Source organism: Rhizobium sp. CF142 (assembly GCF_000281145.1).
In the GTDB taxonomy this organism is placed as follows: domain Bacteria; phylum Pseudomonadota; class Alphaproteobacteria; order Rhizobiales; family Rhizobiaceae; genus Rhizobium.
This window is the reverse complement of record NZ_AJWE01000042.1, coordinates 58,135-84,132: the sequence shown is the minus strand read 5'-3', so window position 1 is coordinate 84,132 and position 25,998 is coordinate 58,135. Positions and strand designations below refer to the sequence as shown.

Annotated in this window: 22 protein-coding genes and 1 pseudogene; 6 read left to right on the top strand and 17 right to left on the bottom strand. The window is 62.2% G+C overall.

The features are described 5' to 3' along the window. The first annotated feature begins 33 nt into the window (after positions 1-33). Together PMI11_RS11805 and PMI11_RS11800 are read left to right on the top strand one after the other, a co-directional pair. Complete coding sequence (locus tag PMI11_RS11805) at positions 34-1,569, top strand: FGGY-family carbohydrate kinase (protein ID WP_007817047.1); 1,536 nt, start codon at positions 34-36, stop codon at positions 1,567-1,569. Between the two features lie 12 nt (positions 1,570-1,581). Further along, positions 1,582-3,327: a glycerol-3-phosphate dehydrogenase/oxidase gene (locus PMI11_RS11800; RefSeq protein WP_007817044.1), complete on the top strand. Its 1,746-nt coding sequence runs from the start codon at positions 1,582-1,584 to the stop codon at positions 3,325-3,327. Between the two features lie 3 nt (positions 3,328-3,330). On the opposite strand, the gene fba is transcribed toward PMI11_RS11800, so the two are convergent. From fba to PMI11_RS11750, 10 genes are all read right to left on the bottom strand, one after another. Then, positions 3,331-4,395 (bottom strand): class II fructose-bisphosphate aldolase, encoded by a 1,065-nt coding sequence (gene fba, locus PMI11_RS11795; protein ID WP_007817042.1) that lies wholly within the window; start codon positions 4,393-4,395, stop codon positions 3,331-3,333. Between the two features lie 191 nt (positions 4,396-4,586). Further along, positions 4,587-5,399 carry a phosphate/phosphite/phosphonate ABC transporter substrate-binding protein gene (locus tag PMI11_RS11790; protein ID WP_007817039.1) on the bottom strand — a complete coding sequence of 271 codons (813 nt, stop codon included), beginning with the start codon at positions 5,397-5,399 and terminating at the stop codon, positions 4,587-4,589. 5 nt (positions 5,400-5,404) lie between these two features. Further along, positions 5,405-6,889 carry an HAL/PAL/TAL family ammonia-lyase gene (gene hutH, locus PMI11_RS11785; RefSeq protein WP_007817037.1) on the bottom strand — a complete coding sequence of 495 codons (1,485 nt, stop codon included), beginning with the start codon at positions 6,887-6,889 and terminating at the stop codon, positions 5,405-5,407. Next, entirely contained in the window at positions 6,886-7,887 is a 1,002-nt protein-coding gene (locus tag PMI11_RS11780) for an ornithine cyclodeaminase family protein (RefSeq protein ID WP_007817035.1), read from the bottom strand. Before PMI11_RS11780 ends, hutH begins: the two co-directional genes overlap by 4 nt. A gap of 12 nt (positions 7,888-7,899) precedes the next feature. Then, on the bottom strand, positions 7,900-9,219 hold the full coding sequence (locus PMI11_RS11775; protein WP_007817033.1) for an LLM class flavin-dependent oxidoreductase: 1,320 nt from the start codon (positions 9,217-9,219) through the stop codon (positions 7,900-7,902). Continuing rightward, entirely contained in the window at positions 9,216-10,295 is a 1,080-nt protein-coding gene (locus PMI11_RS11770; RefSeq protein WP_007817031.1) for an LLM class flavin-dependent oxidoreductase, read from the bottom strand. The genes PMI11_RS11775 and PMI11_RS11770 overlap by 4 nt, the downstream gene beginning before the upstream one ends. A gap of 15 nt (positions 10,296-10,310) precedes the next feature. After that, positions 10,311-11,243, bottom strand: a complete 933-nt coding sequence (locus tag PMI11_RS11765; protein WP_007817029.1) for an ABC transporter ATP-binding protein — start codon at positions 11,241-11,243, stop codon at positions 10,311-10,313. Then, a complete protein-coding gene (locus tag PMI11_RS11760) occupies positions 11,240-11,881 on the bottom strand; it encodes an ABC transporter permease (protein WP_007817026.1) in 642 nt (213 codons plus the stop codon). The genes PMI11_RS11765 and PMI11_RS11760 overlap by 4 nt, the downstream gene beginning before the upstream one ends. A 10-nt stretch (positions 11,882-11,891) precedes the next feature. Beyond that, on the bottom strand, positions 11,892-12,509 hold the full coding sequence (locus tag PMI11_RS11755; RefSeq protein WP_007817024.1) for an ABC transporter permease: 618 nt from the start codon (positions 12,507-12,509) through the stop codon (positions 11,892-11,894). 101 nt (positions 12,510-12,610) lie between these two features. Further along, on the bottom strand, positions 12,611-13,492 hold the full coding sequence (locus tag PMI11_RS11750; protein ID WP_007817022.1) for a glycine betaine ABC transporter substrate-binding protein: 882 nt from the start codon (positions 13,490-13,492) through the stop codon (positions 12,611-12,613). 286 nt (positions 13,493-13,778) lie between these two features. Here PMI11_RS11750 and PMI11_RS11745 point away from each other — a divergent pair, with 286 nt between their 5' ends. The 3 genes from PMI11_RS11745 to PMI11_RS11735 all read left to right on the top strand — a co-directional run bounded on the left by PMI11_RS11745 (position 13,779) and on the right by PMI11_RS11735 (position 16,570). Next, entirely contained in the window at positions 13,779-14,237 is a 459-nt protein-coding gene (locus PMI11_RS11745; protein WP_007817020.1) for a helix-turn-helix domain-containing protein, read from the top strand. A 19-nt stretch (positions 14,238-14,256) separates the two neighbouring features. Further along, positions 14,257-16,194: a hypothetical protein gene (locus PMI11_RS11740; protein WP_007817018.1), complete on the top strand. Its 1,938-nt coding sequence runs from the start codon at positions 14,257-14,259 to the stop codon at positions 16,192-16,194. 133 nt (positions 16,195-16,327) lie between these two features. After that, the gene (locus PMI11_RS11735) at positions 16,328-16,570 is read left to right on the top strand and encodes a hypothetical protein (protein ID WP_007817015.1); all 243 of its coding nucleotides are present in this window, start codon (positions 16,328-16,330) and stop codon (positions 16,568-16,570) included. Between the two features lie 182 nt (positions 16,571-16,752). On the opposite strand, the gene lpdA is transcribed toward PMI11_RS11735, so the two are convergent. From lpdA to PMI11_RS11700, 7 genes are read right to left on the bottom strand one after another with little or no spacing between them, the layout of a single operon-like run. Then, entirely contained in the window at positions 16,753-18,150 is a 1,398-nt protein-coding gene (gene lpdA / locus PMI11_RS11730; RefSeq protein ID WP_007817013.1) for a dihydrolipoyl dehydrogenase, read from the bottom strand. A 3-nt stretch (positions 18,151-18,153) separates the two neighbouring features. Then, on the bottom strand, positions 18,154-19,383 hold the full coding sequence (locus tag PMI11_RS11725) for a dihydrolipoamide acetyltransferase family protein (RefSeq protein WP_007817010.1): 1,230 nt from the start codon (positions 19,381-19,383) through the stop codon (positions 18,154-18,156). A gap of 3 nt (positions 19,384-19,386) precedes the next feature. Further along, entirely contained in the window at positions 19,387-20,400 is a 1,014-nt protein-coding gene (locus PMI11_RS11720) for an alpha-ketoacid dehydrogenase subunit beta (RefSeq protein ID WP_007817008.1), read from the bottom strand. A gap of 1 nt (position 20,401) precedes the next feature. Next, positions 20,402-21,634 carry a thiamine pyrophosphate-dependent enzyme gene (locus PMI11_RS11715; protein ID WP_007817005.1) on the bottom strand — a complete coding sequence of 411 codons (1,233 nt, stop codon included), beginning with the start codon at positions 21,632-21,634 and terminating at the stop codon, positions 20,402-20,404. 60 nt (positions 21,635-21,694) lie between these two features. Beyond that, positions 21,695-22,822 (bottom strand): acyl-CoA dehydrogenase family protein, encoded by a 1,128-nt coding sequence (locus PMI11_RS11710; RefSeq protein WP_007817004.1) that lies wholly within the window; start codon positions 22,820-22,822, stop codon positions 21,695-21,697. A gap of 16 nt (positions 22,823-22,838) precedes the next feature. Further along, complete coding sequence (locus PMI11_RS11705) at positions 22,839-24,026, bottom strand: acetyl-CoA C-acyltransferase (RefSeq protein WP_007817001.1); 1,188 nt, start codon at positions 24,024-24,026, stop codon at positions 22,839-22,841. A gap of 23 nt (positions 24,027-24,049) precedes the next feature. Further along, positions 24,050-24,817 carry a 3-hydroxyacyl-CoA dehydrogenase gene (locus tag PMI11_RS11700; protein WP_007816999.1) on the bottom strand — a complete coding sequence of 256 codons (768 nt, stop codon included), beginning with the start codon at positions 24,815-24,817 and terminating at the stop codon, positions 24,050-24,052. An 82-nt stretch (positions 24,818-24,899) separates the two neighbouring features. Between PMI11_RS11700 and PMI11_RS11695 the strand changes: the two are divergent. Continuing rightward, a pseudogene (locus PMI11_RS11695) lies at positions 24,900-25,977 on the top strand (AraC family transcriptional regulator). The last annotated feature ends 21 nt before the right edge of the window (positions 25,978-25,998 follow it).

Here is a 25,998-nt window from a genome sequence, read left to right as displayed (position 1 = left end):
GCCCGTTCGGTCGCGATAGAAAGGTGATTGCGCATGCCGAGTCTGCTCGGGATTGATAGTGGCCTGACTGTCACGAAGGCCGTCATTTTCGACATCGACGGCACGCCGATCGCCGTCGCCCGGCGGCGCGTTAGCCAGCTCATCCCGAGGCCGCGTTTCGTGGAACGGGACATGCGCGAATTATGGACCGCGACGGCTGAGGCGATCCGCGAGGCGGTCGTCCTCAGTGGCCGGCCGGCAAGCGATATCCAGGCCGTGGCGGCAACGGCGCATGGCGATGGCATTTATGTGCTGGATCAGGCGCAGGAGCCGCTTGGCAATGGTATCGTATCCCTGGACAGCCGGGCGGGTGATATCGTCGATCAATGGACTGACAACAAGGTCGCCGACGAGGCGATCGCGCTCACAGGTCAGGTGCCCCATGTCTCCGCCCCGTCGGCGCTGCTGGCCTGGATCCGGGATCATGAGCCGGAACGGTTTAAACGTATCGGCCACATCATGAGCTGCAAGGACTGGCTGCGATTTTGCCTGACCGGCACCGTCGGTACCGATCGCACCGAAGCGAGCACCTCCTTCACCGATGTCAGAACACAAGACTATAGTGAGGACGCCCTGCGCCTGTTCGGCTTGCAGGCGCTTGCCAGAGCTCTGCCGCCGGCCTCGCGCTCGGACGAGATCGTTGGACGAATAACGGCCGATGCAGCGCGGTTGACGGGCCTCCTTGAGGGCACGCCCGTGGCTGCCGGATTGCATGACGTGACCGCTTCGGCGCTCGGCGCGGGTGGTTATGCCGACGGCATCGTCGCCGTCATCGCTGGAACTTATTCGATCAATGAGACGCTGTCTTTCGAACCGCGCGTCGATCGACGCTGGTTCTGCCGCAATGGAATTGCGCCAGGCGTCTGGAACAGCATGTCGATTTCGCCCGCATCGAGCGCGAACTACGAATGGTTCATCGAAAAACTATGTGGCCGCGAGTCGACGGACTGCGAAGCCAAGGGCACGTCCATTCACACTTTGCTGGCATCGGAGATCCACGCAGCTTTTGACCGCCCGTCATCGGTGCTTTTCCACCCCTATCTCTTCGGCTCTCCCTACGGCGCATCGGCAAGTGCAAGCTTCTTCGGGCTCGGAGGCTGGCATGACCGCGGCGACATGCTGAGGGCTGTCATGGAAGGCATCGCGTTCAACCATCGCATCCATGTCGATGCCCTGCGCGACGGCTTTGCCGTCAAGGAGGCGCGACTTGCCGGCGGCGTGTCACGCAATCCCGCAGTCGCGCAGCTATTTGCCGATGTGCTTGCAATGCCGGTGACGGTCACCGGTACCGATGAGGCGGCGGCTTGGGGGGCTGCCATTTGCGCTGGCGCAGGCGCTGGTCTTTACCCGGACCCGCAAAGCACTCCAACAAAGGACAAGCAGGGCAAGACCTGCAAGCCGGACGCTGCCCGTAGCGCCGATTACGAAAAGCGCTACCGGCTTTTCCTCGAAATTGCAGAAACAATGACGCCGCTTTGGCCGAAGATCGCCGGCCTTGCGCAGGACAGCGCGGCAGAGGCCGCAGTTTAGGACAACAGCACCATGACCCCCGACACGCTTGGGCGCAGCCCGGATATCCGCGAGCACGATGTCGACGTCGTGATCCTTGGAGCAGGCATCAATGGCGCCGGACTGTTTCGCGACCTCGCGGCTCAGGGCGTCAGCTGCATGATCGTCGACAAATCGGACTTTGGTTCCGGGACAAGTGCTGCGCCGTCTCGCCTCATTCACGGTGGATTGAAATATCTGGAAACCGGAGAATTCGGCCTGGTTGCCCAATCCACGCTGGAGCGTAATCTGCTCTTGAAAAACGCGCCGCATTGCGTCGAAGCGTTGCCGACATTCATTCCGATCTTTTCGTGGACACGCGGCATCTGGGCGGCACTGCAGACATTGTTCGGCTCCAAGACGGCGCCTCGCAGTCGCGGCGCCGTTCTCATCAAGATCGGTCTTTCCCTTTACGACTTCTTCGGTTCGCGCGACCGCGTAATGCCGCGCCACCGGCTGATCCTGAAAAAGAAGGCCAGGCGGGAAATGCCGCATGTGACTCAGGCGATTGTCGCCGGGGGCATCTACTACGACGCAAAAATCAGCCGGCCGGAACGCCTCGTCTATGAACTCGTCAAGGATGGGCTGGAGGCGAACCCGCATTGTGCCGCGGCAAATTTCGTCACGCTGACCGCCTGCTCGGAAGGCCGTCTGAACTTCCGACGGGAGGATGGCGGCGAATTCTCGGTGCGCCCGAGGCTCGTCGTGAACGCGGCAGGCCCGTGGATCGATCATGTCAACGAAGCGCTCGGCGCACCCTCGCACCTGATCGGCGGCACGAAGGGTTCGCATATCCTGATCGATCATCCCGAATTGGTGCGCAGCCTCAACGGCCACATGATCTATTTCGAAGCCGATGACGGCCGCATCTGTCTAGTCTACGGCTATCTCGGGCTTGCGCTCGTCGGCTCGACGGATATCCCGAGCCGGGATCCCGACACTGTGCGCTGCGAGGAACCCGAAATTGATTACTTCCTGCAGAGCCTCAGATCGCTGCTGCCGACATTGCGCTTCGATCACGACCAGATCGTCTACACCTATAGCGGCATCCGGCCGCTTCCCGCCTCCGACGGAACAGCGCCCGGCCTGATCAGTCGCGACCATTCAGCTCCGGTCACCGAAGCGGATGGCAAGCGGCCTTTTGCCATCATGTCGCTGGTCGGCGGCAAGTGGACGACGTTTCGCGGTTTTGCCGAGGAGGTTGCCGACAGTGTTCTTTCCCGGCTGGAGCGTTCGCGCAAGCAGTCGACCCGCTACCTTGCGATCGGTGGCGGAAAGGCATTTCCGACCGACGCGCAGGCAAGACGGGTCTTCGTTGACAGGATCGCGAAAGCTGCAGGTATGACGGCCGCCCGCGCAGAACAGCTTCTGAACCGCTACGGAACGACGGTCGAGGCGGTGGCGACATTCTCCTCCGAACATTCCGACGAGCAGCGCCTGTCTGGAGCCGCACATTACAGCTTTCGGGAAATAGACTGGATCGCGCGCAGTGAGCTTGTGGCCCATCTCTCGGATATCGTTTTGCGGCGTACGACGATCGCGATCGAGGGCCAGCTGACCTATGAAGGTTTGGTCGATATTGCAGGCATCGCTGCGAAAGCGCTCGGCTGGGATGCTCCGCGCGTCGAACACGAGATCAATGACGTCGTCTCCCTGCTCAAGGCGTTTCACGGCCAGACACTGGCAGCCGGTAAGCCGGATATCGAGCCGGGAAAGAGTGCACGTCCTGCCAGCAGATGAGATCTAGGAAAAGACCGGATCGAGCGCACCGGACGCATAGCGCTTTGCCATCGCCGAAACAGGAAGGGGCGTAATCCGCTCCGCCATGCCGGCAGTGCCGAACTGCTCGAAGCGCTCCTTGCAAAGCTTGGTGAGCGCGGCCATCGCCGGCTTCAGATATTTGCGGGGATCGAATTCGCTCGGATCTTCCTGCAGTATCCGGCGGATCTGCCCGGTCATCGCCATCCGGCCGTCGGTGTCGATATTCACCTTGCGCACGCCATTCTTGATGCCGCGCTGGATTTCTTCGACGGGCACGCCCCATGTCGGCTCCATCCGACCGCCATATTTGTTGATGATCTCCTGAAGCTCGATCGGAACCGACGACGAGCCGTGCATGACCAGATGCGTATTCGGCAGCTTACGGTGGATCTCTTCGATGACACTCATCGCCAGCACCGAACCATCAGGCTTGCGCGTGAATTTGTAGGCGCCGTGCGAGGTGCCCATGGCGATCGCCAGAGCATCGACCCGCGTCTCGCGCACGAATTTCACCGCCTCGTCCGGGTTCGTCAGCAGTTGATCGTGAGACAGTTTGCCTTCGGCGCCGTGCCCGTCTTCGGCCTCTCCCATGCCCGTCTCCAGAGAGCCAAGCACACCGAGCTCGCCTTCAACCGAAATACCGCCGAAATGCGCCATCTCGGTCACTCTTTTGGTCACGCCGACATTGTAGTCCCAGTCGGCGGGTGTCTTCGCATCCGCTTTCAGCGAGCCATCCATCATCACGGAGGTAAAGCCCGCCTGGATGGCCGTCATACAGCTGGCCGGATCGTTGCCGTGGTCGAGATGCACGCAAACCGGGATATGCGGGTAGATTTCGACGACCGCGTCCATCATGTGCTTGAGCATGATGTCATGAGCATAGGCGCGCGCGCCGCGCGATGCCTGCATGATGACGGGCGCATGGGCCGCATCCGCGGCTTCCATGATGGCGAGCGCCTGTTCCATGTTATTGATATTGAAGGCGGGAACGCCGTACCCCTCCTCCGCCGCGTGATCCAGCAACTGCCTGAGCGTGATGCGCGCCATTGAACACTCTCCCCTCACACGTGAGACACGTCGAAATCGTTGGCTTCGGTGCCAGAAAGGATCGCACAATCACAAAATTGGAACAAGTATAAATCACAATATCACAAATTTGGTGATGCTTTTCTTGTCACCTGAATGTTCAGCCGTGATGGGCGGAAAATCGGTCTTACGAGTTGGCGTCCTTGGAGACTTCAATCCATCCAGTCGCTGTAACCGGTTTCTAGCGCCCCTCGGGCAAGCGACAGAACCGGTTCGTAGTCGGCATCCGTAAGCATCGCAACATCGACGAGGCCGAGAATATCGCGCACGTGGGAAAGCGATGGTGCGGAGATCGCTGCGACCAGTGCCTCGCGCATCAATGCCACTTCCGCATCCGAAACCTCTCCTCCGGTAATGAAGGGCAGACCCGGCGTTGCGGGTGTCTCTGCAAGGATGCGGACGCCTTCCATGCGGGCGGGCGTGAAACGCAGGAGATTGGCAAAGGTGATGCAATCGATTGCGGCGCAATCCGCCTGCCCATTCGACACCGCATCGATGCTGCCGCCATGGCTGCCCGTCCTTACGATGCCACCGAAGAAGCGTCCGTTGCGGGCAAGCAGAGCGACCGTTGCTCGAAGCAGATTTGCCCCGGAATTGCTGTCGGGACTATTGATGGCAGCTGTCGCGCCGCGCAGGTCCTGCAGCGAAGCGAAGGTGGAAGCGCGGCGCACGACGATGAAGCTGCGCATCAGCGGTCCGTTGCAGCCAGGATGACCGTAGACAGGCGTGGCAACGAGGCGCACCTTGCCACGCAATCGCTTCACATAGGGATAGCCGCAGGTCTGAGAAAAGAGCAGGTCCTCACGTAGCCAGGCCTCGTCATAAGGGATCGTGGTGTCGAGGCTCTCCGGCAGATCCGAAAGCCCGGCCTGTGCAAGATAGTGCCGAAGGAACGACCAGAGTTCGGTGGTGGCGTCTGCAAGCGGTTGCGGCGTGACATACATTGCAAGACTGGCAAGATGCATGCTCTTCACTCGCCGTACTGTTCATCGAGCAGGCGCGAGGCAAGGACGGCCACGTCTTCACCGAGCGAACGATCCTCCGTCATGACCGGCGCAAGGCCTCGAACGAAGGCATGGGTCTTTCTCGTCGCCTGTCCGCATCGGTGTCCGGGACGCTGATCGACGGCCTGGGCAGCCGCCAGCATTTCGCAGGCGATGAGCACGCGCCACAGCTCCAGCATCTCGCCGAGCTTGCGCACGGCAAGGGACGATTGCGTTGCATGATCCTCGACACCTTCCGACACGGCAAGGAAGTCGAGCATGACAGGATTGGCCTTGTGCCTGATATCGGCCATCAGCGCCGCAACTGTCTTCTGCATCGGCACGAACCCCGCCGATGGACCGCCGACCGGGGAGAGATAGCGCGGCAGGCCGTTGCGACCCGAGCCAGTCAGCTGGATGAAGCGTGCGGCGGATGCCGCAGCTGCCTGAGCGGCCGCGAGCCCCAATGTCTCGAAGGCAAGCGAAAGCGCCGGCGTCTGGAAGTTGCCTGATGACAGCACCTGTTGCTCTTCCAGGAGAACAACGGGATTGTCGGCCGCGGCATTCAGTTCGATCTCGATGGCTTCGATCGCCTTCGACAGCGCATCGGCCAGTGCGCCATGGATGGGTGCAAGGCAGCGCAAGCTGAGCGGATCCTGGATAGCGGCGCTCGCGTCGAAAAGTGTCGAGCCCTCAAGCATCTGCAGCAGCCGGCTGGCTTCCTCTGCCTGGCCCGCGGCTGGCCGGGCGCGTTGGATCGCCGGCGAGAGGATGAGCGGATTGCCGGCAAGGCCTTCGAAGCTCAAGGCAGCCGCCCGGCGCTGGGCATCGAGCAGTCGTTTGGCGTCGTGCAATACGAGGGCGCCCCGACCTGCGGAGACGGCTGAAGCATTGAGAAGCGAAATCCCGTCCTTTGGCCGCAGGCCCGCCGGCGCAAGGCCCGCAAGCTCAAGGGCTTCATTCGCCGGATAGACGATGCCGCGATATTCGGCTTTTCCTTCGCCGACCAGGACGCGGGCCATGGCAGACAGCAGCACGAGGTCACCCGCACCGATCGAGCCGATTGACGGCATCACCGGATGAACGCCGGCGTTCAGCATGGCAAGCAGCGCCCCGAAGACGGACAGCGAAATGCCGGATCCGCCAACGGCCAGCATGCAGAGCCTGGCGGCGATGACCGCACGCGTCGCATCGCGCGGCAGCGCTTCACCCACCGCCATGCCACGGCCGCGGATCAGTTGCAGTTGAAAGGCTTCGAAATCGCCAGTCACCGCTGTCTTCAGATTGGCGCCGAGCCCGGTGTTCATGCCGTAGATCTGCTGACCAGCCGCTGCGGCACCTTCCAGGACACGCCGCGCGGCAATCAGCCGCTCACGGACCACATCGGAAGCCGCGACGGTGGCATCGCCACGGGCGATTGCCACGATGTCGGCAATGGTGATGCCGGAGCCGGTCAGCAGGATTTCCGTCATGCGAAGCGCAGCCTCTGGCCGATCCCGGCCGAGCGCGCCTTGGAAAGCAGCGCGTGGCCAAGCGCGATGTCGCTGAGCGACAAGCCACGGTGCCAGAGCAGGATGGTCTCGTCGTCACTCTCACGGCCGGGCCTCAGGCCGGCGACGACCTGTCCGAGTTCGGCATGCAGCGTCTCCTCGGAAAGCCTGCCGGTCTCGACATGGGCGCGCAGCGAGCCGAATTTGCCGGTCTTGCACTGACCCCAATCGTCGACGACGAGTTTGGCCATGATGTCGGTCAGCGACAGTTCGACGGCACTCATCGTGCCGTAGGGCACGACGAAGGCGCCCTTCTTGATCCACTCCGTCTTCAGAAGCGGCTCGGGTTGCGATAGCCGCGATGCCTCGACGACGATATCGGCGCCCTCCACGCAGTCGCGCCAGTTGTCGACCACGGTGATCTTCTTGCCGAGGTCGGCCTCGAGCCTGGCGCCGAAGGTATCACGGCTTTCCGGACGGCGCGAATGCACGCGAATCTCGTCGAAATCAAAGAGATGATCGAGCAGGCGGACGTTCCAATACGCCGTGCCGCGCGCGCCGATATGGCCGAGTACCTTCGAACCCTTGCGGGCGAGATGCCGAGCGCCAAGCGCGGTGACGGCGCCCGTGCGCATATCGGTGATAACGGTCGCATCAAGGATCGCCTTCGGCACGCCGGTGCGCGGATCGAAGAGGTTGAGCACGCCGAATTCGGAGGGATAGCCGAGCTTGTAGTTGTCGACATAGTCGCCGACGACCTTCACCCCGGCCAGGCCAAGCGGCGCCACATAACCGCGCAACACGTTGAAATGGCCATGAAAGCTCGCATCCGGCTCGAGATGAACACGCGGCTCGATCACGGTCTGGCCCCTGCCCTGGGCAGCTAGCGAGGTTTCAATCGCCGCCAGGATTTCATCGTTGCTCAGGTCGAGCGCCTCGATGTCGAAGGCATTCAGATAGTCGATATAGATCGGATCCATTGTCATCTCGTTTTATCTTTTGACGGGCGCACTGAGGCCGAGGTTCTGGCGAAGCGTGCGGCCCTCATAGTCTTGCCGGAAGAGGCCGCGGCGACGCAGTTCCGGCACGACATGGGTGACGAAATCCTCGAGCCCCGAGGGAAAGAGCGGCGCCATGACGTTAAAGCCGTCGGCAGCACCTTCGCTGAAGCGTTCTTCCATCGCATCGACGATCTGCGCCGGCGTGCCGGCAACCTGCCAGTGGCCGCGTGCGCCGGCAAAATGACGGGCAAGTTCGCGGATCGAAAGGTTCTCACGCTTGCCGAGATCGATGATCAGCTGCTGGCGGCTCTGGATGAGGTTGGTCTGCGGCATATCAGGCAGCGGCCCATCGAGCGGATAGGCCGAAAGGTCCTGGATGCTGAGATAGCTTGCAAGCAGAGCCACCCCGACGGCGTCGGGGATGAGTTCCTGCAGCGCCCGGTATTTCGCCTTCGCCTCGGCTTCCGTCGTGCCAACAATCGGCGACATGCCGGGCATGATCTTGATGTCGTCGGGCTTGCGCCCGTATTTGGTGAGGCGCGACTTCACATCGGCATAGTAGGACTGGGCTTCGGCAAGCGTCTGGGAGGCGGCAAAAACGACATCGGCCGTTCTAGCCGCAAGTTCTTTACCGACATCGGAGGCACCGGCCTGCACCATGATCGGCCGGCCCTGCGCTGAGCGTGGGCTTTCGAGCAGACCCTCGACTGTAAAATGCTTGCCGCGATGATGCACCGGATGGAGCCTGGTGCGATCGACAAATTGAGCCCCGCCCTCAGGAAGATGGGCCCCCTCCTCCACGCCGTCCCAGAGGGCGAGTGCTGCATCGGCAAATTCCTCGGCCCGTTCGTAGCGCTCGGAATGCGGGCGAAGGCCGCTGCTTGCGAAATTCTCCGCCTCGAGCTCGCTTGCCGACGTGACAAGGTTCCACCCTGCCCTGCCGCCGCTTAACTGATCGAGCGAGGCGAAGGTGCGGGCAAGGCCGTAGGGCTCGTTATAGGTCGTCGATGCGGTCGCCACGAGGCCGATATACGTAGTGTTGACGGCAAGGGCGGCAAGCAGGCTCAACGGTTCGAAAGCCGTCGAGCGCGCCGCCTGGCTTGCCATATCAGGATTGCGCTCGCGAATGGCGGCGGCGTCTTCCACGAAGAGCATGTCGAATTTGCCGCGCTCGGCGATACGGGCAAGCTCGATGAAATGGTCGATATCGACGCCGGCCGGGGCATGGGCATCCGGATGCCGCCAGGCCGCGATGTGATGCCCGCCCGCCATCAGGAAGGCGCCCAGTCTCATCTTGCGATCGCCGCTCATGATGCATGCTCCAACATTGCCGTCGGGTGAGCCGGACGGACAAGACCAAGACGATCGCGCAACGTTCTACCGGTATTCGCCTTGATCAATCCGAGGCGGCGCAATTCCGGAACCACCTCCGTCAAGAACAGGTCCCCGATCGCGACCGTCGGAGGTAGTATCGTGAAACCGTCGACATGGCCGAGGCCGAACCGTCGCTGCAGGGAATCGGCGATGTCAGCCGGCGTGCCGACGAGGCGTGACGCGGAAAGCGGTTGGCTCGCCCGGTCGGCCTCACCAAATCGGAGCGCATCGCTTGCCGCCTGCGCCGCTTCAGACGTCTCTGCGATGATTGGCACTATATTTGCCAGTATCCGCACGTCCTGCCGTCGGCGGCCAGCGGCTTCGAGCAGGCGCACGAAGTCGGCTGCCGTCTCGTTTGCACTTTCCGGTGTCCGATCTTGAAGCAGGACGACTTCAGCACGTTGCGCAGCCAACGCTTTGCTTTCACCGCTCATAAGCTGGGCGATGATCGGTTTGCCCTGCGGCGAGCGGTTGACGTTGAGCGGCCCGCGCACCGTAAAATGCGCGCCCCTGTGGTTGAGCACATGCATCTTGTCTGGCTCGAAGAAGCGGCCCTCAGTTTTGTCGTAGATGAAGGCATCGTCTTCCCAGCTATCCCAAAGCGCGCTCACAAGGCCGAGATATTCCTGGTCGCGTTCGAATTGGCCGGATGCGGGGATGGCTACCCAGCCTGTGCGGCCGCTGCTGATCTGATCCAGCGAGGCAAAGCGCCGGGCGAGATTATAGGGCTCGTGCTGACTGGTTGCAGCGGCTGCCAGGAAACCGATCCGGCGCGCCTTCGTCGCAAGAGCCGCGACCAGCGTCGTCGGCTCGAAGGGCGTAGCAATGGGCGAGAGATCATCGACCGGCCGGGCACCGAGCCGGTCCGAAAGCAGGACGAAATCGAAACCCGCCTCTTCCGCTTTCGCAACCTCGGAAAGCAGCGCTTCAAAACCGAGATGTTCAGGCCTTCCGGCGTCGCGCCAAGCAGATGGGTGATGGCCGAAAGGCGTGAGGGAAAAGCCGAGATGCATCAGAAACTCCTGCACTCAGATCGAGAAAATCGCGTCGCGCGTCAGCTGCCCGGTAACAATGCCACCGCCATCAACCACCGAAAGCACATCGCTGTTGGCGGCAACCATCAGCGACAGGGCATCGCGTAGATTGGCGTTTGCGGCGACGCTGGCGGCAGGTGACGAGGGGGCATCGGACCGCATCGCGTCGGCGACCGAAAACAGGCTGAGTCGCTTGATCGCCCGGTCTATGCCGACGAAGTTGGCGACGAAATCGTCGGCCGGATGGGAGAGGATCGCATCCGGCGCATCATATTGCACGATCTTGCCGGCGCGCATGATGGCGATCCGGTCGCCGAGGCGGATCGCCTCGTCGAGATCGTGGGTGACCAGCACCACCGTCTTGCGCACGCGTTTCAGAATCTGCTTGAACTCGTCCTGCAGCCGGGTTCTGGCGATCGGATCGATGGCGCCGAAGGGCTCGTCCATCAACAGCACCGAGGGATCGGCGGCAAGGGCGCGCGCCACACCGATGCGCTGGCGCTGGCCGCCGGAGAGCTGGCGCGGATAGCGCTTCAGCATTTCCTTGGGATCGAGGCCGACGAGATCGAGAAGTTCATCAGTGCGCTTTACGATCCGCGGCTGGTCCCAGCCGAGCAGGTTCGGCACGGCCGCGATGTTTTCGGCGATCGTCATGTGCGGAAAGAGACCGACATTCTGGATGACGTAACCGATATGGCGGCGAAGCTTGACCGGATCGGCTTTTGTCACGTCCTCGCCATTGACGAAGATGCGCCCCTCTGTCGGCTCTATCAACCGATTGATCATGCGCATCGTCGTCGTCTTGCCGCAGCCAGACGGGCCAATCAGCGCGACCGTCGAGCCCTCGGGCACATCAAGCGTCAGATTGTCCACCGAAGGCGCAACGCTTTCGCCGTAGCGCTTGGTGACGTTCTCCATGCGGATCATGCGGCGGTTCTTTCTGCAAACAGATGCTTCTCGGCGCGGCCGAGGATGAATTCGGTGGCGAGCGCCAGGATCGCGATCGGCACGGCGCCGACGATGAGCCGCGACATGTCCATCATGCCGATGCCCGTGGCGATGAAGTCGCCGAGCCCGCCGCCGCCGATAAAGGGCGCAAGCGTCGCTCCGGCCAGTACCTGGACGGCCGCCGTGCGGGCGCCGGCAAACATGGCGGGGGCCGCCAGCGGAATACGGACCTTGCGCAGGACCTGGCTTCTGCTCATGCCCATGCCGATCGCCGCCTCCACCGCATCGGCATCGACATCGCGCAATCCGACATAGGCATTGAGCAGGATCGGCGGCAGGGCAAGCACCGTCAGCGCCACGATCGACGGCAGGATGCCGATGCCGAGAAGCGGCAGCATGATCGCCAGGATCGCAAGGCTCGGAATGGTCCTGAGGCCATTGACGATGTTGATGACGCCAAAGGCGAAGCGACCGTGATTGACGATCAGGATCGCCAATGGCAGCGCAATGACGAGTGCGATCGCCAGTGACACGCCGGACATCAGGAGATGGCGGCCGAGGGCGCGGAAGAATTCGTCCTGGTGATCGACGATCCAGAAAAAGGCAGTGCTCAGCATACGCGTACCCTCACTGCCAGCGCACCAGAGCCTGCTCGGCCCGGGTGAGAATGAAATCGAAGATGATGGCCAGCAGTGCCGTCAGAATGCCGCCGACCAGGATCTTCTCGGCATATTCCTGATCGATGCCGATCAGGATGATCGTGCCGAGCCCCCCGCCATCGATAAAGGCAGCGACCGTGGCAATACCGATGACTGTGACGAGCGCAATGCGGGCGCCGGAGACGATCAGCGGCAGGGCGAGCGGCAGTTCGATGCGGAAGAGCCGCTGCCACGGGCCATAACCCATGCCGTTGGCAGCGTCGAGCACATCGACCGGAACGCCGCGGATACCGGTAACGACGTTGCGCAGCAGGATCAGTAGGCAATAGGAGGAAAGCCCGATCAGCGCCGGCTTCATACCGAGGCCGACGAAGGGGATCAGCAGCGCAAAGAGCGCAAGGCTCGGAATGACGAAGATGATATTCGTCACCGTCAGCGCGAAGGCATAGAGCCTCGGCCGGCGGGCGCAGACGATGCCGAGCACGAGCGCGATCGCAAGGCCGATGAGCACGGATGAAATCGACAGCACCAGATGCTGCCAGACGGCAAGCGTGATTTCCGGAATATGCTTGGGTGCCCAGTTCAAACGCGAGAAATCCTGTCTGCACGATCACGACAAAGCGGCGAAGCTGCAAGCTTCGCCGCATTTTTTCTTCATGGAAAGCGAAACTTGCGCGTCGCTGTCGATCAGATGCCCTTGGCCTTCAGGAATTCCGCGGCGACGTCTGCCGGCTCTTCCTTGTCGCGATCGACCTTAGCGTTCAGCTCGCGCATGGTCTCGTTGTTGAGAAGAGGGCTCACCTTGTTCAGAACCTCGGCGATCTTCGGGTTCTTGGCGAGCGCATCCTGGCGCACGACCGGTACAAGGTAATAGGGCGGGAAGAGATGCTTGTCGTCGTCGAGCACGACCAGCTTGTTGTCAGAGATCTGCCAGTCGGTCGCAAAACCGTAGGAGACGTCGAGATCCTTGCTCGTCAGCGCACTGTAGCGGATGCCGAGCTTGGCGAAGATCTTGAATTCCTTGAACTCGATGCCGTAGGTCTGCTTCAACCCCGGCAAGCCATCCTTGCGCTCGCCAAAGCCGCCCTCAGCGCCAAAGGTCAAGTTCTTGGAGACCGGGCCAAGGTCACTCAGCGTCTTCAGCTTGTACTTCTCGGCGGTTTCCGGAAGTGTGATGATTGCATAGCCGTTATTGATCTGCGTCGGCTGCAGAAGTGTCAGCGTGAGGTTCTTTTCGTAGTAATCCTTGACGTCGGAATAGATCTTGTCGGCAGAGCCCGACAGATCACCCTTGACAACGGCAGCCAGCGCCGTGCCGGTATATTCCGGGTAGAGATCGATATCGCCGTTCGTCAGCGCGGTATGGGCAACGAGCGTGGCACCGAGATTGAGATGGCGCTCGACCTCGACGCCGGCCTTTTCAAGCGCCTGAGCGTAGATCTCGGCGACGACGAACTGTTCGGTGAAATTCTTGCTGCCGATTTTCACCGCATCGGCCTGTGCCGGTGCGCCGACGAAGGCTGCCAGGATCGCGCCGGCAAGGAGGCCGGCGAAGGATTTCGAAAGCATTGCGTTCCCTCATTTGACATTCGAGTTGTTCAGGAGAGGTGATAGCGGTTTGCGATGGGGCAGGCGCGGAATGGAATACCAATTTTCTACCGATTTAGATGAAAATTAATCTCCATAAGAACACCCGACCATCGCATTCCAGGATGCGTGGCAAAACCGGATTAGACAAAAAGCAGAGCCGATCAAGATCGGCCTTCAGATGATATCAAAAACAAATCGTAGAAAAGCGGCGCGATGCCGTCTACAAGTCAATGGACTGAAATGCGAAAGAGACAGAAGGTAGGCCATGAACGTCAAGACACCGAACGCGATTGATACCTATGTCGGCATGCGTATGCGCAGGCGCAGGCAGCTTCTCGGCATGAGCCAGGAGCGGCTTGCCGAACAGATCGGCGTTACCTTCCAGCAAGTGCAGAAATACGAAAAGGGCATCAACCGCATCGGCGCAAGCCGCCTGCAGAAGATCGCCGAAGTGCTGCGCACCTCGCCGGCCTTCTTTTTCGAGCAGGACGATTCGGAAGCGCCGAGCCTCGCCGGCCTCGATTTGTCCGCCCCCGCCGATCCGGTCACGGAATTTCTGCGGTCGAAGGAAGGTCTCGTCCTCAACAAGGCCTTCGTGAAGATCGAGGACCGGCGCATTCGCGAGACGATCATCTCGCTCGTCAAGGCGATGGCGCAGGCCGAAAGCAGCGACATTCCGCTGAACGCGCTGAGAATGGACGAGCCGGAATCCCGCACAGAGTAAAAGCGGACGATACCGTCCCATGTCCCTCAGGCTCGAGTCATTCGGTGCATTGCGGCTGCTGAACGCGGCGGGAGAGCCTGTATCCTTCCCTGAAAAGGGTTTGTTGACGCTTTGCTATCTGCTCGACAGACCTGACAGCGAATATTCGCGCGGCACACTCGCCCGCTTCCTGTGGGACAGCGCTGGCAATCCCGATGTCATGGCGAATCTGCGCAAGATGATCTCGCGTGTCCAGGCGCGGCAGGCAGAACTCGGCGTGGAGTTGCTGGTCTTTACTGCGACGGGTGTACGGATCAGACGGGAGGCCTTCGTCGCTGACCGCTCCGAACTTGATATCCTGTCCTCGGGCGATCCTCTCGATGTGCTGCGAAGGCTCGTATCCCTGTTGCAACCGGATTTCCTCGCCGAACTCGCAGATCAAAGCGTCAGCATACGAGAATGGGTATCCAGCGAGCGCAACCGGCATATGGCAATCCTCGTCGACGCGCTGAAGCGAGCGCTGCCGGAAGCGCACTCGCGGGCCGATATCGGCCTCATCAAGGAGGCCGCGCTCAGGATCTTCCGCGATGCCCCCGATGACGAAAACATCCGCCATATTCTGCTGCAAGCCTATGAGGCCGAAGGGCATCTGGAAACCGCCAGGCAGCTTTTCGAGAGCCGCAGCCGCGACCTCCAGCACTCGCTGGAGATCGGCCTAGATCTGCAGGCCCTGAAGGAAGTGCGCAAGATTTTCGATGCCAGCAGGGTGCCAGCCTTGGCCGCCGCGCCGGCGATGGAAAGCGGTATCATTCTGAAAGCTGCGCCTTTGCCCCGCCTCGCCCTGTTGCCGCCTGTCGAAGCCAACGAGGCCGGTCTCGCGCCGATACTTTCGGGGGCGCTGATCGAGGACGTGACCATCGGCCTTTGCGCCCTGAATAGCGTTTCGGTCGTTGCACCCCATACCGCCGCACGGATCGCCCGCCATGCCGACCGGTCGGGCATGATCCTGCGCCATTCGATCTCCTACGTGCTCGACACGCGATTGACAGCCGGTGGCGCCACTCCGTCGCTGTTCGTTCAGCTCGTCTATGCCGCCAATGACGAGGTCATCTGGGCCGAGCGCTTCAGCCTCGAAAAATACGACCTGATCACCGACCGGCGGGAGATCGCGCGGCGCATTGCCAAGGAGCTCTCCAGTCACATCCGCCAGAACGAGAGCGTGCGCGGAGCTTTCGAAAACAATCCGGCCGCCTATCACAGCTATCTCCTGGGCTTCCGGGACATGAAGCGGCTTTCCCTGCCCGACATCCGGCGCGCCCGGAAGGCTTTCCGCGACGCCGTCCAGCACAGCGCGCATTTCTCACCGGCGCTCGCCGGCCTTGCGCACACCTTCCTGATGGAATGGCTGCTGACGGCTCGCGGCGACGGAGAGCTGATCCGCCTTTCGGAAGACTATGCAAACCGGGCGATCGTCGCCGATCCGTCGCTGGCTTCCGGCTTCCGCCAGCTCGGCGTCGCCAAGCTCTATCTGAACGAACTCGATGAAAGCGTAGTGGCGCTGAAGGTCGCCGAGGAACTGAGCCCCCATTATGCCGATGGCATCGCAAGCTATGCGGATACACTGGTGCATGCCTCGCGCCCGGCCGACGGGCTTGCCAAGATCGAGCGGGCGATCTCGCTCAATCCGCTGAGCCCCGCCGATTATCTCTGGACCGAGGCCGGCGCGAATTTTGCCCTTTTCCGCTATAGGGAAGCGCTGGATGCAATCGGCAGAATGGATGATCGCACGCCGGCCGACCGGCTTGCATCCGCCTGCTGGGCGATGCTCGGCGACGTGAAAAAGGCCCGCTTCTACATGCGCAAGGCACGCGAAACCAATCCCGATTTCGACGTCGATAGATGGTTGACGCTCGTGCCCTTCAAGGAGGCGTGGCAGAAGGAACAGTATCGCGAGGCTCTGCGAAAGGCAGGCTTCTAGCTCCGTTGGCCTGGCTCAACGGAGTTGCCGCCTCCCGATACGCCATCCAAACTGGTGTCACGCCAGTGTCACGCGCTTTCCTCGACCGCATCCGCTAGAACTCCTTCCAACACGTCTGGGGAGCTCAGTGAGAATGGCAACGGAAGACATCATCGAACTCGGGACCGCTGAGGAGGATCAACGACTGCGCGATATCGCCTCGCTCGCGCGGCTCGTTTCCTACGCCCGTCAGAACGCCCGGGAACTCAATGCCGAGTTCTCCGTCTATTGCCTCGATCTCGCGCTTGGAGCGCTGCTGCAGGATCTCGCCGAGAGCGGCATAAACCTGCCCGTCGAGGGAACAATCGAAGATGCATCGGCAGGCCTGGTGCACTGAAGGTCGGGGCTTATCCCGCCTGCATCAGCAGATTGGATGTCGCGAAATTGCAGGCAGTAAACTGGTTCAGTGAGACTTCCGGCAAACCAGCCGATCGACCTTGCAGATTTCCCTTGCGATCGGACAGCGCATATGGAGGATGCGGCCGGCGGAACGCGCGAGGGGCTTGCCGGGCGAGCGGCTCAAATGTGAAGAGCATTCCCCAGGGCTTTCAGCGCCGCTTCCATGACCGCCTCGCTGCGCGTCGGATGAGCATGGATCGTGCCGGCGATATCTTCCAGCCGCGCCCCCATTTCGATGGCAAGCGCGAAGGCGGCCGAGAGTTCGGAGACCCCAGCGCCCACCGCCTGCAGGCCGAGGACCAGATTGGTGTCGGCCCGGGCCACCACCCGTACGAATCCCTCCTCCGAGAGCATGGTCATCGCCCGCCCATTGGCGCTGAAGGGAAACTGGCCGGTCCTGATATCATAACCCTGGGCGCTTGCTTCTGACGGGGACAGACCGGCGCTGACGATTTCCGGATCGGTAAAGCAGATCGCCGGAATGCAGCGCTTGTCCCAGGCGCGTTTCTTTCCGGCAACGATCTCCGCCACCATTTCCCCCTGCGCCATGGCCCGATGCGCCAGCATAGGCTCGCCGGTAACATCACCAATGGCATAAATGCCGCGCATGGACGTGCGGCAGCGATCGTCGATCCTGAGAAAAGGACCGGCGCGGTCGAGATCAAGCTCTTCGAGGCCTGAGCCCGCCGTTCTCGGACGGCGGCCGACGGTCACCAGAATACGGTCTGCAGCAAGCGTCTGCTGCCGGCCGTCAGTCGTTTCGACAACAAGCCCGTCGCCAGAATCGGAAAGGCCGATCGCCTTCGCGCCGGTCAAGACGCGGATGCCGCGCTCGGTCATCTTGCGCATGACGGGCCGCACGAGATCGGCATCATATTGTGGCAGCACCTGCTGCGTCGCCTCGACCACCGTCACCTGTGACCCCATCTTCGCAAAAGCTATTCCAAGTTCCAGCCCGATATAACCGCCGCCGACCACGACGAGATTTTTCGGCAATTCGCCCAACGACAGCGCCTCTGTCGAAGAAATAACGCGGCCGCCGAAAGGCAAATTTGGGAGCTCCACGGGATCGGAGCCGGTGGCAATGACGACAGTCTCGGCACGAATGATCTGCTGGCCGGTCTCCGTCTCTACCTCGACCGTCTTGCCATCGCGGAAATGAGCGCGGCCGTGGACGATCTTCACACGCGCCTTCTGCAACAGGCCGGAGACGCCACTCGTCAGCCGGCCGACGATACCGTCCTTCCAGCCGATCATTTTTGCCAGATCTATCGAGGCGCCTTCGACGCGGATGCCCATCGGATTCTTGCCCGTCAGCATTTTCTGCGTGGCGTCGAATTCCTCTGCGGCATGAATCAGCGCCTTGGAGGGAATGCAGCCGACCGTCAGGCAGGTGCCGCCAGGCTTGCCGGCCTCGACGATGACAGTGTCGATACCGAGCTGGCCGGCACGGATGGCGCAGACATAACCGCCGGGGCCAGCACCGATGACGAGGAGCTTGCAGACAATCTCTTTCATGGCTCAGCCTTCGATGAAAATGAGCGCCGGCGTTTCGAGCAGCGTGCGGATGCGCTGCACGAATGTTGCCGCGTCCCAGCCGTCGATGATGCGGTGATCGAAGCTGGAGGAGAGGTTCATCATCTTGCGCGGCACGAATTGCGCACCGTCCCAGACCGGCCGTGTCGCGATCTTGTTGACGCCGATGATCGCCACTTCCGGGTGATTGATGACGGGCGTGGAAACGATACCCCCGAGCGCGCCGAGCGAACTGATGGTGATGGTCGAGCCTGACAGTTCGTCACGCGTCGCGGTACCCGAACGCGCCGCTTCGGCCAGCCGGCTCATTTCGACGGCGCAATCGAAGATGCCGCGCGCTTCGGCATGCCGCACGACCGGCACGGTCAAGCCCGCCGGCGTCTGCGTGGCAATGCCAATATGCACGGCGCTGTGGCGCGTGATGATGCCGGCGTCGTCGTCGAAGGTGGCGTTTACATCGGGCTGATCGGAAATCGCCTTGACAAGCGCCCGCATGAGGAAGGGCAAAACCGTGAGCTTGGGATGCTCAGCCTTGCGGTCGGCATTCATCGTGGCGCGCAGCTCTTCGAGGGCAGTCATATCCACCTCTTCCACATAGGTGATGTGGGGAATGCGCGAGGTGGAAAGTACCATCTTTTCCGCAATACGGCGGCGAAGCCCGGTCAATTTGACCTCCTCGGTCGCCGTTTTCTTCGCGAGGCCAGCGCGCGCCGGAGCGGGCGCTGCACCCTGATTCAGGAACTGCTCCACATCCTCGCGCAGGATGCGCCCGGCCGGGCCGGTACCCTGCACCTGCCGGAGATCCACGCCGCTTTCTCGGGCGAAGAGCCTGACCGACGGAGCCGCGAGCGGCTTTTCGGCCGGCGGGGCTGCCGGCATTGGTGCTTTTGGCACAGGCTTCGGAGTTTCAACCTTACCCGGCTCGGCCGCTTTTGGCTGAGCAACGACTGTCGGTACTGCGTCTGCGGTCGCGGCTGCCGTCTCGATCCTAACGAGCGGCGCCTTCACCGCGATACGGTCGCCCACTTCGCCGGCAAGCCAGGTCACGGTGCCACTGACAGGCGAGGGAATTTCGACGGTCGCCTTGTCTGTCATGACGGCGGCGATCACCATATCCTCGCGCACAGGATCGCCGGTCTTCACATGCCATTCGACAAGTTCCGCCTCGGCGACACCTTCGCCGACATCGGGCATCTTGATGATGAATTCGCCCATGGTTCAGGCCTCCATCACTTCGGCAAGCGCGCGTCCGACGCGGCCGGGTCCGGGAAAATAGTCCCATTCCTGCGCATGCGGATAGGGCGTGTCCCACCCGGCGACGCGCACGACGGGGGCTTCGAGCTGATAGAAGCAATATTCCTGCACCAAAGACACGATTTCGGCGCCGAAGCCCGAGGTCAATGTGGCCTCATGCACGACGACGCAGCGCCCGGTCTTGGTGACGGATTTGACGATCGTATCGAGGTCGAGCGGCAAAAGGCTCCGGAGATCGATCACCTCCGCATCGATGCCGGCATCTTCCGCGGCGGCGAGCGCCACATGCACCATCGTGCCGTAAGCAACGACTGTCACGGCCGAGCCCGCGCGCCGCACCTCGGCCTTGCCGATCGGGATCGTAAAATGTCCCTCCGGCACCTCGCCGAGATCATGCTTCGACCATGGCGTCACCGGCCGCTCGTGATGGCCATCGAAAGGTCCGTTATAGAGCCGCTTCGGCTCAAGGAACATGACAGGATCTGGATCCTCGATAGCGGCAATCAGCAGGCCCTTGGCGTCATAGGGGTTGGACGGCACCACCACCTTCAGGCCGCAAACATGGGTGAAGAGCGCTTCCGGGCTCTGGCTGTGGGTCTGGCCGCCAAAAATGCCGCCGCCGGTCGGCATGCGCACGACGATCGGGCAGGTGAAATCGCCGTTTGAGCGGTAGCGTATACGCGCCGCCTCCTGCGTCAGCTGGTCATAAGCCGGATACATATAATCCGCGAACTGGATTTCGACGCAGGGCTTCAGCCCATAGGCCGCCATGCCGATCGCCGTACCGACAATGCCGGATTCGCTGATCGGCGTGTCGAAGCAGCGCGTCTTGCCGTATTTAGCCTGCAGGCCCTGCGTGCAGCGGAAGACGCCGCCGAAGTAACCGACGTCCTCGCCGAAGACCACGACATTGTCGTCGCGCGCCATCGAGACGTCCATGGCGCTGCGTACGGCCTCGATCATCGTCATCCGGGCCATGTCAGTACCCCGCCTTCTGCCGCTGGCGGCGGATATGCGGCGGCATCTCGGCGTAGACGCCTTCGAAAATGTCGCGCACCGAGGGCTTACCGCCGTCATGCAGCGTGCCGTGCCCCTCGGCCTGACGTTGGGCCTCGATCACCTCATCAAGGATCTCCGCTTCGGCCTGAATATGGCGCTCCTCCGACCAGACGCCCCTGACGATCAGGTGTTTCTTCAGCCGCAGGACGGGATCGCCGAGCGGCCAGGCTTCCGATTCCGTCTTCGGGCGATAGGCGCTCGGATCGTCGGACGTCGAATGGGCGCCGACGCGATAGGTGACATATTCGATCAGCGTCGGGCCGAGATTGCGCCGGGCGCGCTCAGCCGCCCAGCGGGCGACCGCATGGACGGCGAGATAGTCGTTGCCATCGACGCGCAACGCCGGAATGCCGAAACCCAGGCCTCGGGCGGCAAAAGTGCCGGAACCGCCACGCGCAATGCCCTGGAAGGTGGAGATCGCCCACTGATTGTTGACGATGTTGAGAATGACGGGCGCCTTGTAGGTGGAGGCAAAGACCAGCGCCGAGTGGAAATCCGACTCCGCCGTCGAGCCGTCGCCGATCCAGGCAGCAGCGATGCGGCTGTCGTTCCTGATCGCCGATGCCATGGCCCAGCCGACCGCCTGCACATATTGCGTGGCGAGATTGCCCGAGATCGTGAAGAAGCCGTGCTCCTTGGAGGAATACATGATGGGGAGCTGACGCCCGCGCAGCGGGTCGCTCTCGTTCGAGTAGATCTGGTTCATCATCTCGACCATCGGGTAGTCGTCGGCGATCAAGAGGCCTGCCTGGCGATAGGTCGGGAAATTCATGTCTCCCTTCTGCAGCGCCTTGCGGAAGGCGCAACTCACCGCCTCTTCACCGAGATGCTGCATGTAGAAGGAGGTCTTGCCCTGCCGCTGCGCCATCAGCATGCGGGCATCGAAAGCGCGCAGCTTCATCATGTTTCGAAGCCCGGTCAGCAATTCCTCGTCCGTCAAAGACCCTGCCCAGGGACCGACCGCCTCGCCGTCGCGGTTCAGCACGCGGATGATCGAATAGGCAAGCTCGCGGATGTCTTCAGACGCGACATCGACCTCCGGCCGCGGCACTGACCCGGCCTTGGCAATCTTGACATTGGAAAAATCGGGATAGCCGCCCGGGCGGACGGCGGGTTCGGGGACATGCAGGCTCAAACGAGCAGATTCCACCATGTGGTCTTTTTCCTCCCTCTATCGGCCCCGCTCCTCTCCTCCAGAAGCCGGGCCTTATCGTTATAGGTTGCGGGCAATCACCATGCGCTGCACGTCGCTTGTTCCTTCATAGATCTGGCAGATGCGCACATCGCGATAGATCCGCTCCACCGGATAGTCGGCTATGTAACCATAGCCGCCATGGATCTGGATCGCATCGGAGCAGACACGCTCGGCCATCTCGGAGGCAAAGAGCTTGGCCATCGAAGCCTCCGACAGGCATGGCTGTCCCGCCTCCCTTAGCGAGGCCGCATGGAAGACGAGCTGGCGCGCCGCCTCGATCCGCGTCGCCATGTCGGCGAGCCGGAAGGCAACGGCTTGGTGTTCGACGATCGGCTTGCCGAAGGCAGTCCGCTCACGAGCATACTCGCGCGCCGCCTCGAAGGACGCCTGCGCCATGCCGACGGCCTGCGCCGCAATTCCGATCCGCCCACCCTCGAGATTGGCAAGGGCGATACGATAGCCCTCACCCTCCTCGCCGAGCCGAAGCTCAGCCGGAATGCGCATGCTGGTGAAGGCGATCTGGCAGGTGTCGGAAGAATGCAGACCGAGCTTTTCCTCAACACGGATAACCTCATAACCAGGCGTATCGGTCGGCACGATGAAGGCGGTGATGCCCTTTTTGCCGGCATCCGGATCAGTGACGGCAAAGACAATGATGACCTGTCCGTTCTTGCCCGAGGTGATGAACTGCTTGGCGCCGTCGAGCACATAGTGGTCGCCGTTGCGCCGCGCCCGCGTTTTCAGGTTCGAGGCATCCGAGCCCGCCTGCGGCTCCGTCAGCGCAAAGCCGCCGATCCACTCGCCGCTGGCGAGCTTTGGCAGGAAACGTTGCTGCTGCTCTTCATTGCCGAATTTCAGGATCGGCACGCAGCCGACCGAACTGTGCACACTCATGATGGTCGAGCAGGGTCCGTCGCCGGCGGCGATCTCTTCCAGTGCCGCAGCGTAGGCGATGACGCCGGTATCCGATCCGCCATAGGTCTCAGGCACGAGCATGCCAAGCAGACCGAGTTCGCCCATCTCCTTCAACTCTTCGCGCGGAAAGAGATGTTCCCGGTCGCGCTTGGCCGCACCCGGCGCCAGCCGCTCGCGGGCGAAGTCGCGAGCGAGATCGCGGATCTGCTGCTGAAGTTCGGAAAGGATCATCGGCCCTCCTCCTTCCCTAGTGCCGCTCGATGGCGACGGCGGTTGCCTCACCACCGCCGATGCAAAGTGCGGCCATGCCGCGCTTCAGGTCGTAACGCTCCAGCGCCGACAGAAGCGTCACCAGAATACGGGCTCCGGACGCACCGATCGGATGGCCAAGCGCGCAAGCGCCACCATGTACATTGACCTTGTCATGCGGCAGGTCGAGGTCGCGCATCGCCGCCATGGCAACGACGGCAAAGGCCTCGTTGATTTCGAAGAGATCGACCTCGGAGAGCGGCAGGCCGGTGCGATCCGAAAGCTTTTGCAAAGCACCGATCGGCGCGGTGGCGAAGAGATTGGGGGCCTGCGAATGCGTGGCATGGCCGAGGATGGTGGCAAGCGGTCTCAGGCCGCGGCGATCCGCCTCCGAGCGGCGCATCAGAACGAGCGCTGCCGCACCATCGGAAATCGAACTGGAATTGGCGGCCGTCACCGTGCCGCCGTCACGAAAGGCCGGCTTCAGGGTCGGGATCTTGTCAGGCCTCGCCTTGCCCGGCTGTTCGTCACAGTCTGCCACGTGCTCGGCCTTGCCGGACTTCACCGTCACGGGCACGATTTCGCTGTCAAAATAACCTTCGGCAATCGCGTTCTGCGCCCGCGTCAGCGACGTGACCGCATAGGCGTCCTGCGCCTCGCGTGTGAACTGATAGGCTTCGGCGCAATCCTCCGCGAAGCTGCCCATCAAGCGCCCCTTGTCATACGCATCCTCCAGCCCGTCGAGGAACATATGGTCCACGACCCGCCCATGACCGAGCCTGTAACCCGCACGGGCACGATCAAGGAGATAGGGCGCATTGGTCATGCTTTCCATGCCGCCCGCGACCGCCACCGAAGCGCTTCCCACCGCAATGAGGTCATGGGCCATCATGACCGCCTTCATGCCGGAGCCGCACATCTTGTTGACGGTGCTCGCCCCTGTCGCAAAGGGCAGCCCGGCATGGATCGCCGCCTGGCGGGCTGGCGCCTGACCCTGACCGGCCGGCAGTACGCAACCGAAAACGACCTCCTCGATTGCATCCGCCTCGACGCCACTGCGCTGCAGGGCCGCACGGATTGCGGTTGCGCCGAGCTCCGGCGCCGCGGCATCCTTGAGTTCACCCTGAAAACTGCCGATCGGCGTGCGGGCTGCGCCTACGATGACGATGGGATCCTGCAGAGCCATGTTTCCTCCTTCGGGCTAGGCGCTTAGCGCGCGCCCATACGCAATGCGCCGTCGAGGCGGATGACCTCGCCGTTCAGCATGCTGTTTTCCAGGATATGACGTACCAGCGCGGCAAATTCCGCCGGATGCCCAAGACGCGGCGGGAAAGGCACACTCTTGCCAAGTGCTTCCCGCACTTCCGCCGGCATGCCGGCCATCATCGGCGTTTCGAAAATGCCAGGCGCGATCGACACGGTGCGGATGCCGTGACGCGCGAGCTCGCGGGCGATCGGCAGCGTCATCGCCGCGACACCGCCCTTGGAGGCGGCGTAGGCTGCCTGACCGATCTGCCCGTCGAAGGCGGCGGCCGAGGCCGTATTGACGATCACGCCCCGCTCGCCCTCCGCATCCGGTTGCACAGCCTGGATAGCAGCGGCGGCAAGCCGGATCATGTTGAAAGTGCCAATGAGATTGATGCCGATCGTGCGGGCAAAGCTCTCCAGCCGGTGCGGTCCCTCGCGGCCGACGACCTTTTCGGCCGGCGCTACGCCGGCGCAGTTGATAAGCCCGCGAAGCGGGCCGAAAGCATTCACGGCCGCAGCAATCACCGCCGCACCGTCCTCTTCATCGGTCACGTCGGCCCTGATGAAGCGCGCATCCTGTCCCAGTTCGCGAGCGATCGCCTCGCCTGCATCGAGATTGAGATCGGCGATCGTCACGCGCCCGCCGGCTTCGACGAGCATGCGTGCCGTTGCCGCCCCGAGCCCTGAGCCGCCACCTGTAACGATGAAACTTGCGCCGCGGATTTGCACGGATCGCTCCTCCCTGCCCGGCAGACATCTCCTCCAGAGTCCGCCTGAACAAGGATTCTATTCCCTCACCCTATTGCAAGCGATGACAGAATTGCCCCATTATTTCGGCCATTTTTGCCATATTAGTTTACTGGAGTGAAACAGCGATGGCCGAAATCGAGCGACGCATGATCGCACCGGGCTTCGTCGAGGAAGCGCTCGATAGCCTGCGCCGCCTTGGGAAGCCGACGGCGTCTCTTCTGAACAAGCTCGGCCTGCCGCAACGGATCGATCAACCGGTTTCAGCTGAGGCCTATGGCGCATTGTGGCTAGCGATCGCCGCTGAACTCGACGACGAATTCTTCGGCATGGGCGCCCGACCAATGCGTAGCGGCAGCTTTACCCTGCTCTGCCATTGCGTGCTGCACGCGCCCACGCTCGGCCACGCCCTGCGGCGGGCCTTGCGTTTCCTCGACGTGGTGCTGGACGATCCGCGTGGTACGCTCGTTATCCGCGACGGGCTGGCTCAGATTGAGCTTCGCGACGCAGGCGAGCCGCGCTCGGCCTTCGCCTATCGTACCTACTGGATCATCCTGCATGGCATCATCTGCTGGCTTGTCGGCCGGCGTATCCCGATCCGCCTTGTCGATTTCCGATGCGAAGAGCCAAACCAGGGCGCCGATTACCGGCTCTTTTTCGGTGCGCCGGTACGTTTCTCGCAACCGATTAGCCGGCTCGGTTTCGACAGCACTTTGCTCGATCTGCCGATTTCGCGCAGCGAACAGGCATTGAAGCAATTCCTGCGAGGCGCGCCCGCCAATATCCTCGTGCGCTATCGCTATGATGCAGGCATCGCTGCTGCAGTACGCCGTCGTCTCTCGCAGATCTCTCCCGCCGCCTGGTCGAGCTTCCAGACGCTCGCTGCCGAGATGCGCCTGCCATCCTCGACGCTCCGCCATCGCCTGCATGACGAGGGCCAGAGCTATGCCGGCATCAAAGACGATATCCGCCGAGAGCTCGCCATCGACATGCTATTGAACACGTCGAAGACCATCGGCGAAATCGCCGTGCAGCTCGGCTATTCCGAACCCAGCGCCTTCTTTCGCGCCTTCCGGAAATGGATGGGCAAGAGCCCCGACGCCTTCCGCCGCGAGGAGGCGAAATCGGCGCAGTGGGAATAGGCTTCGTTCGAGGGTGCTTTG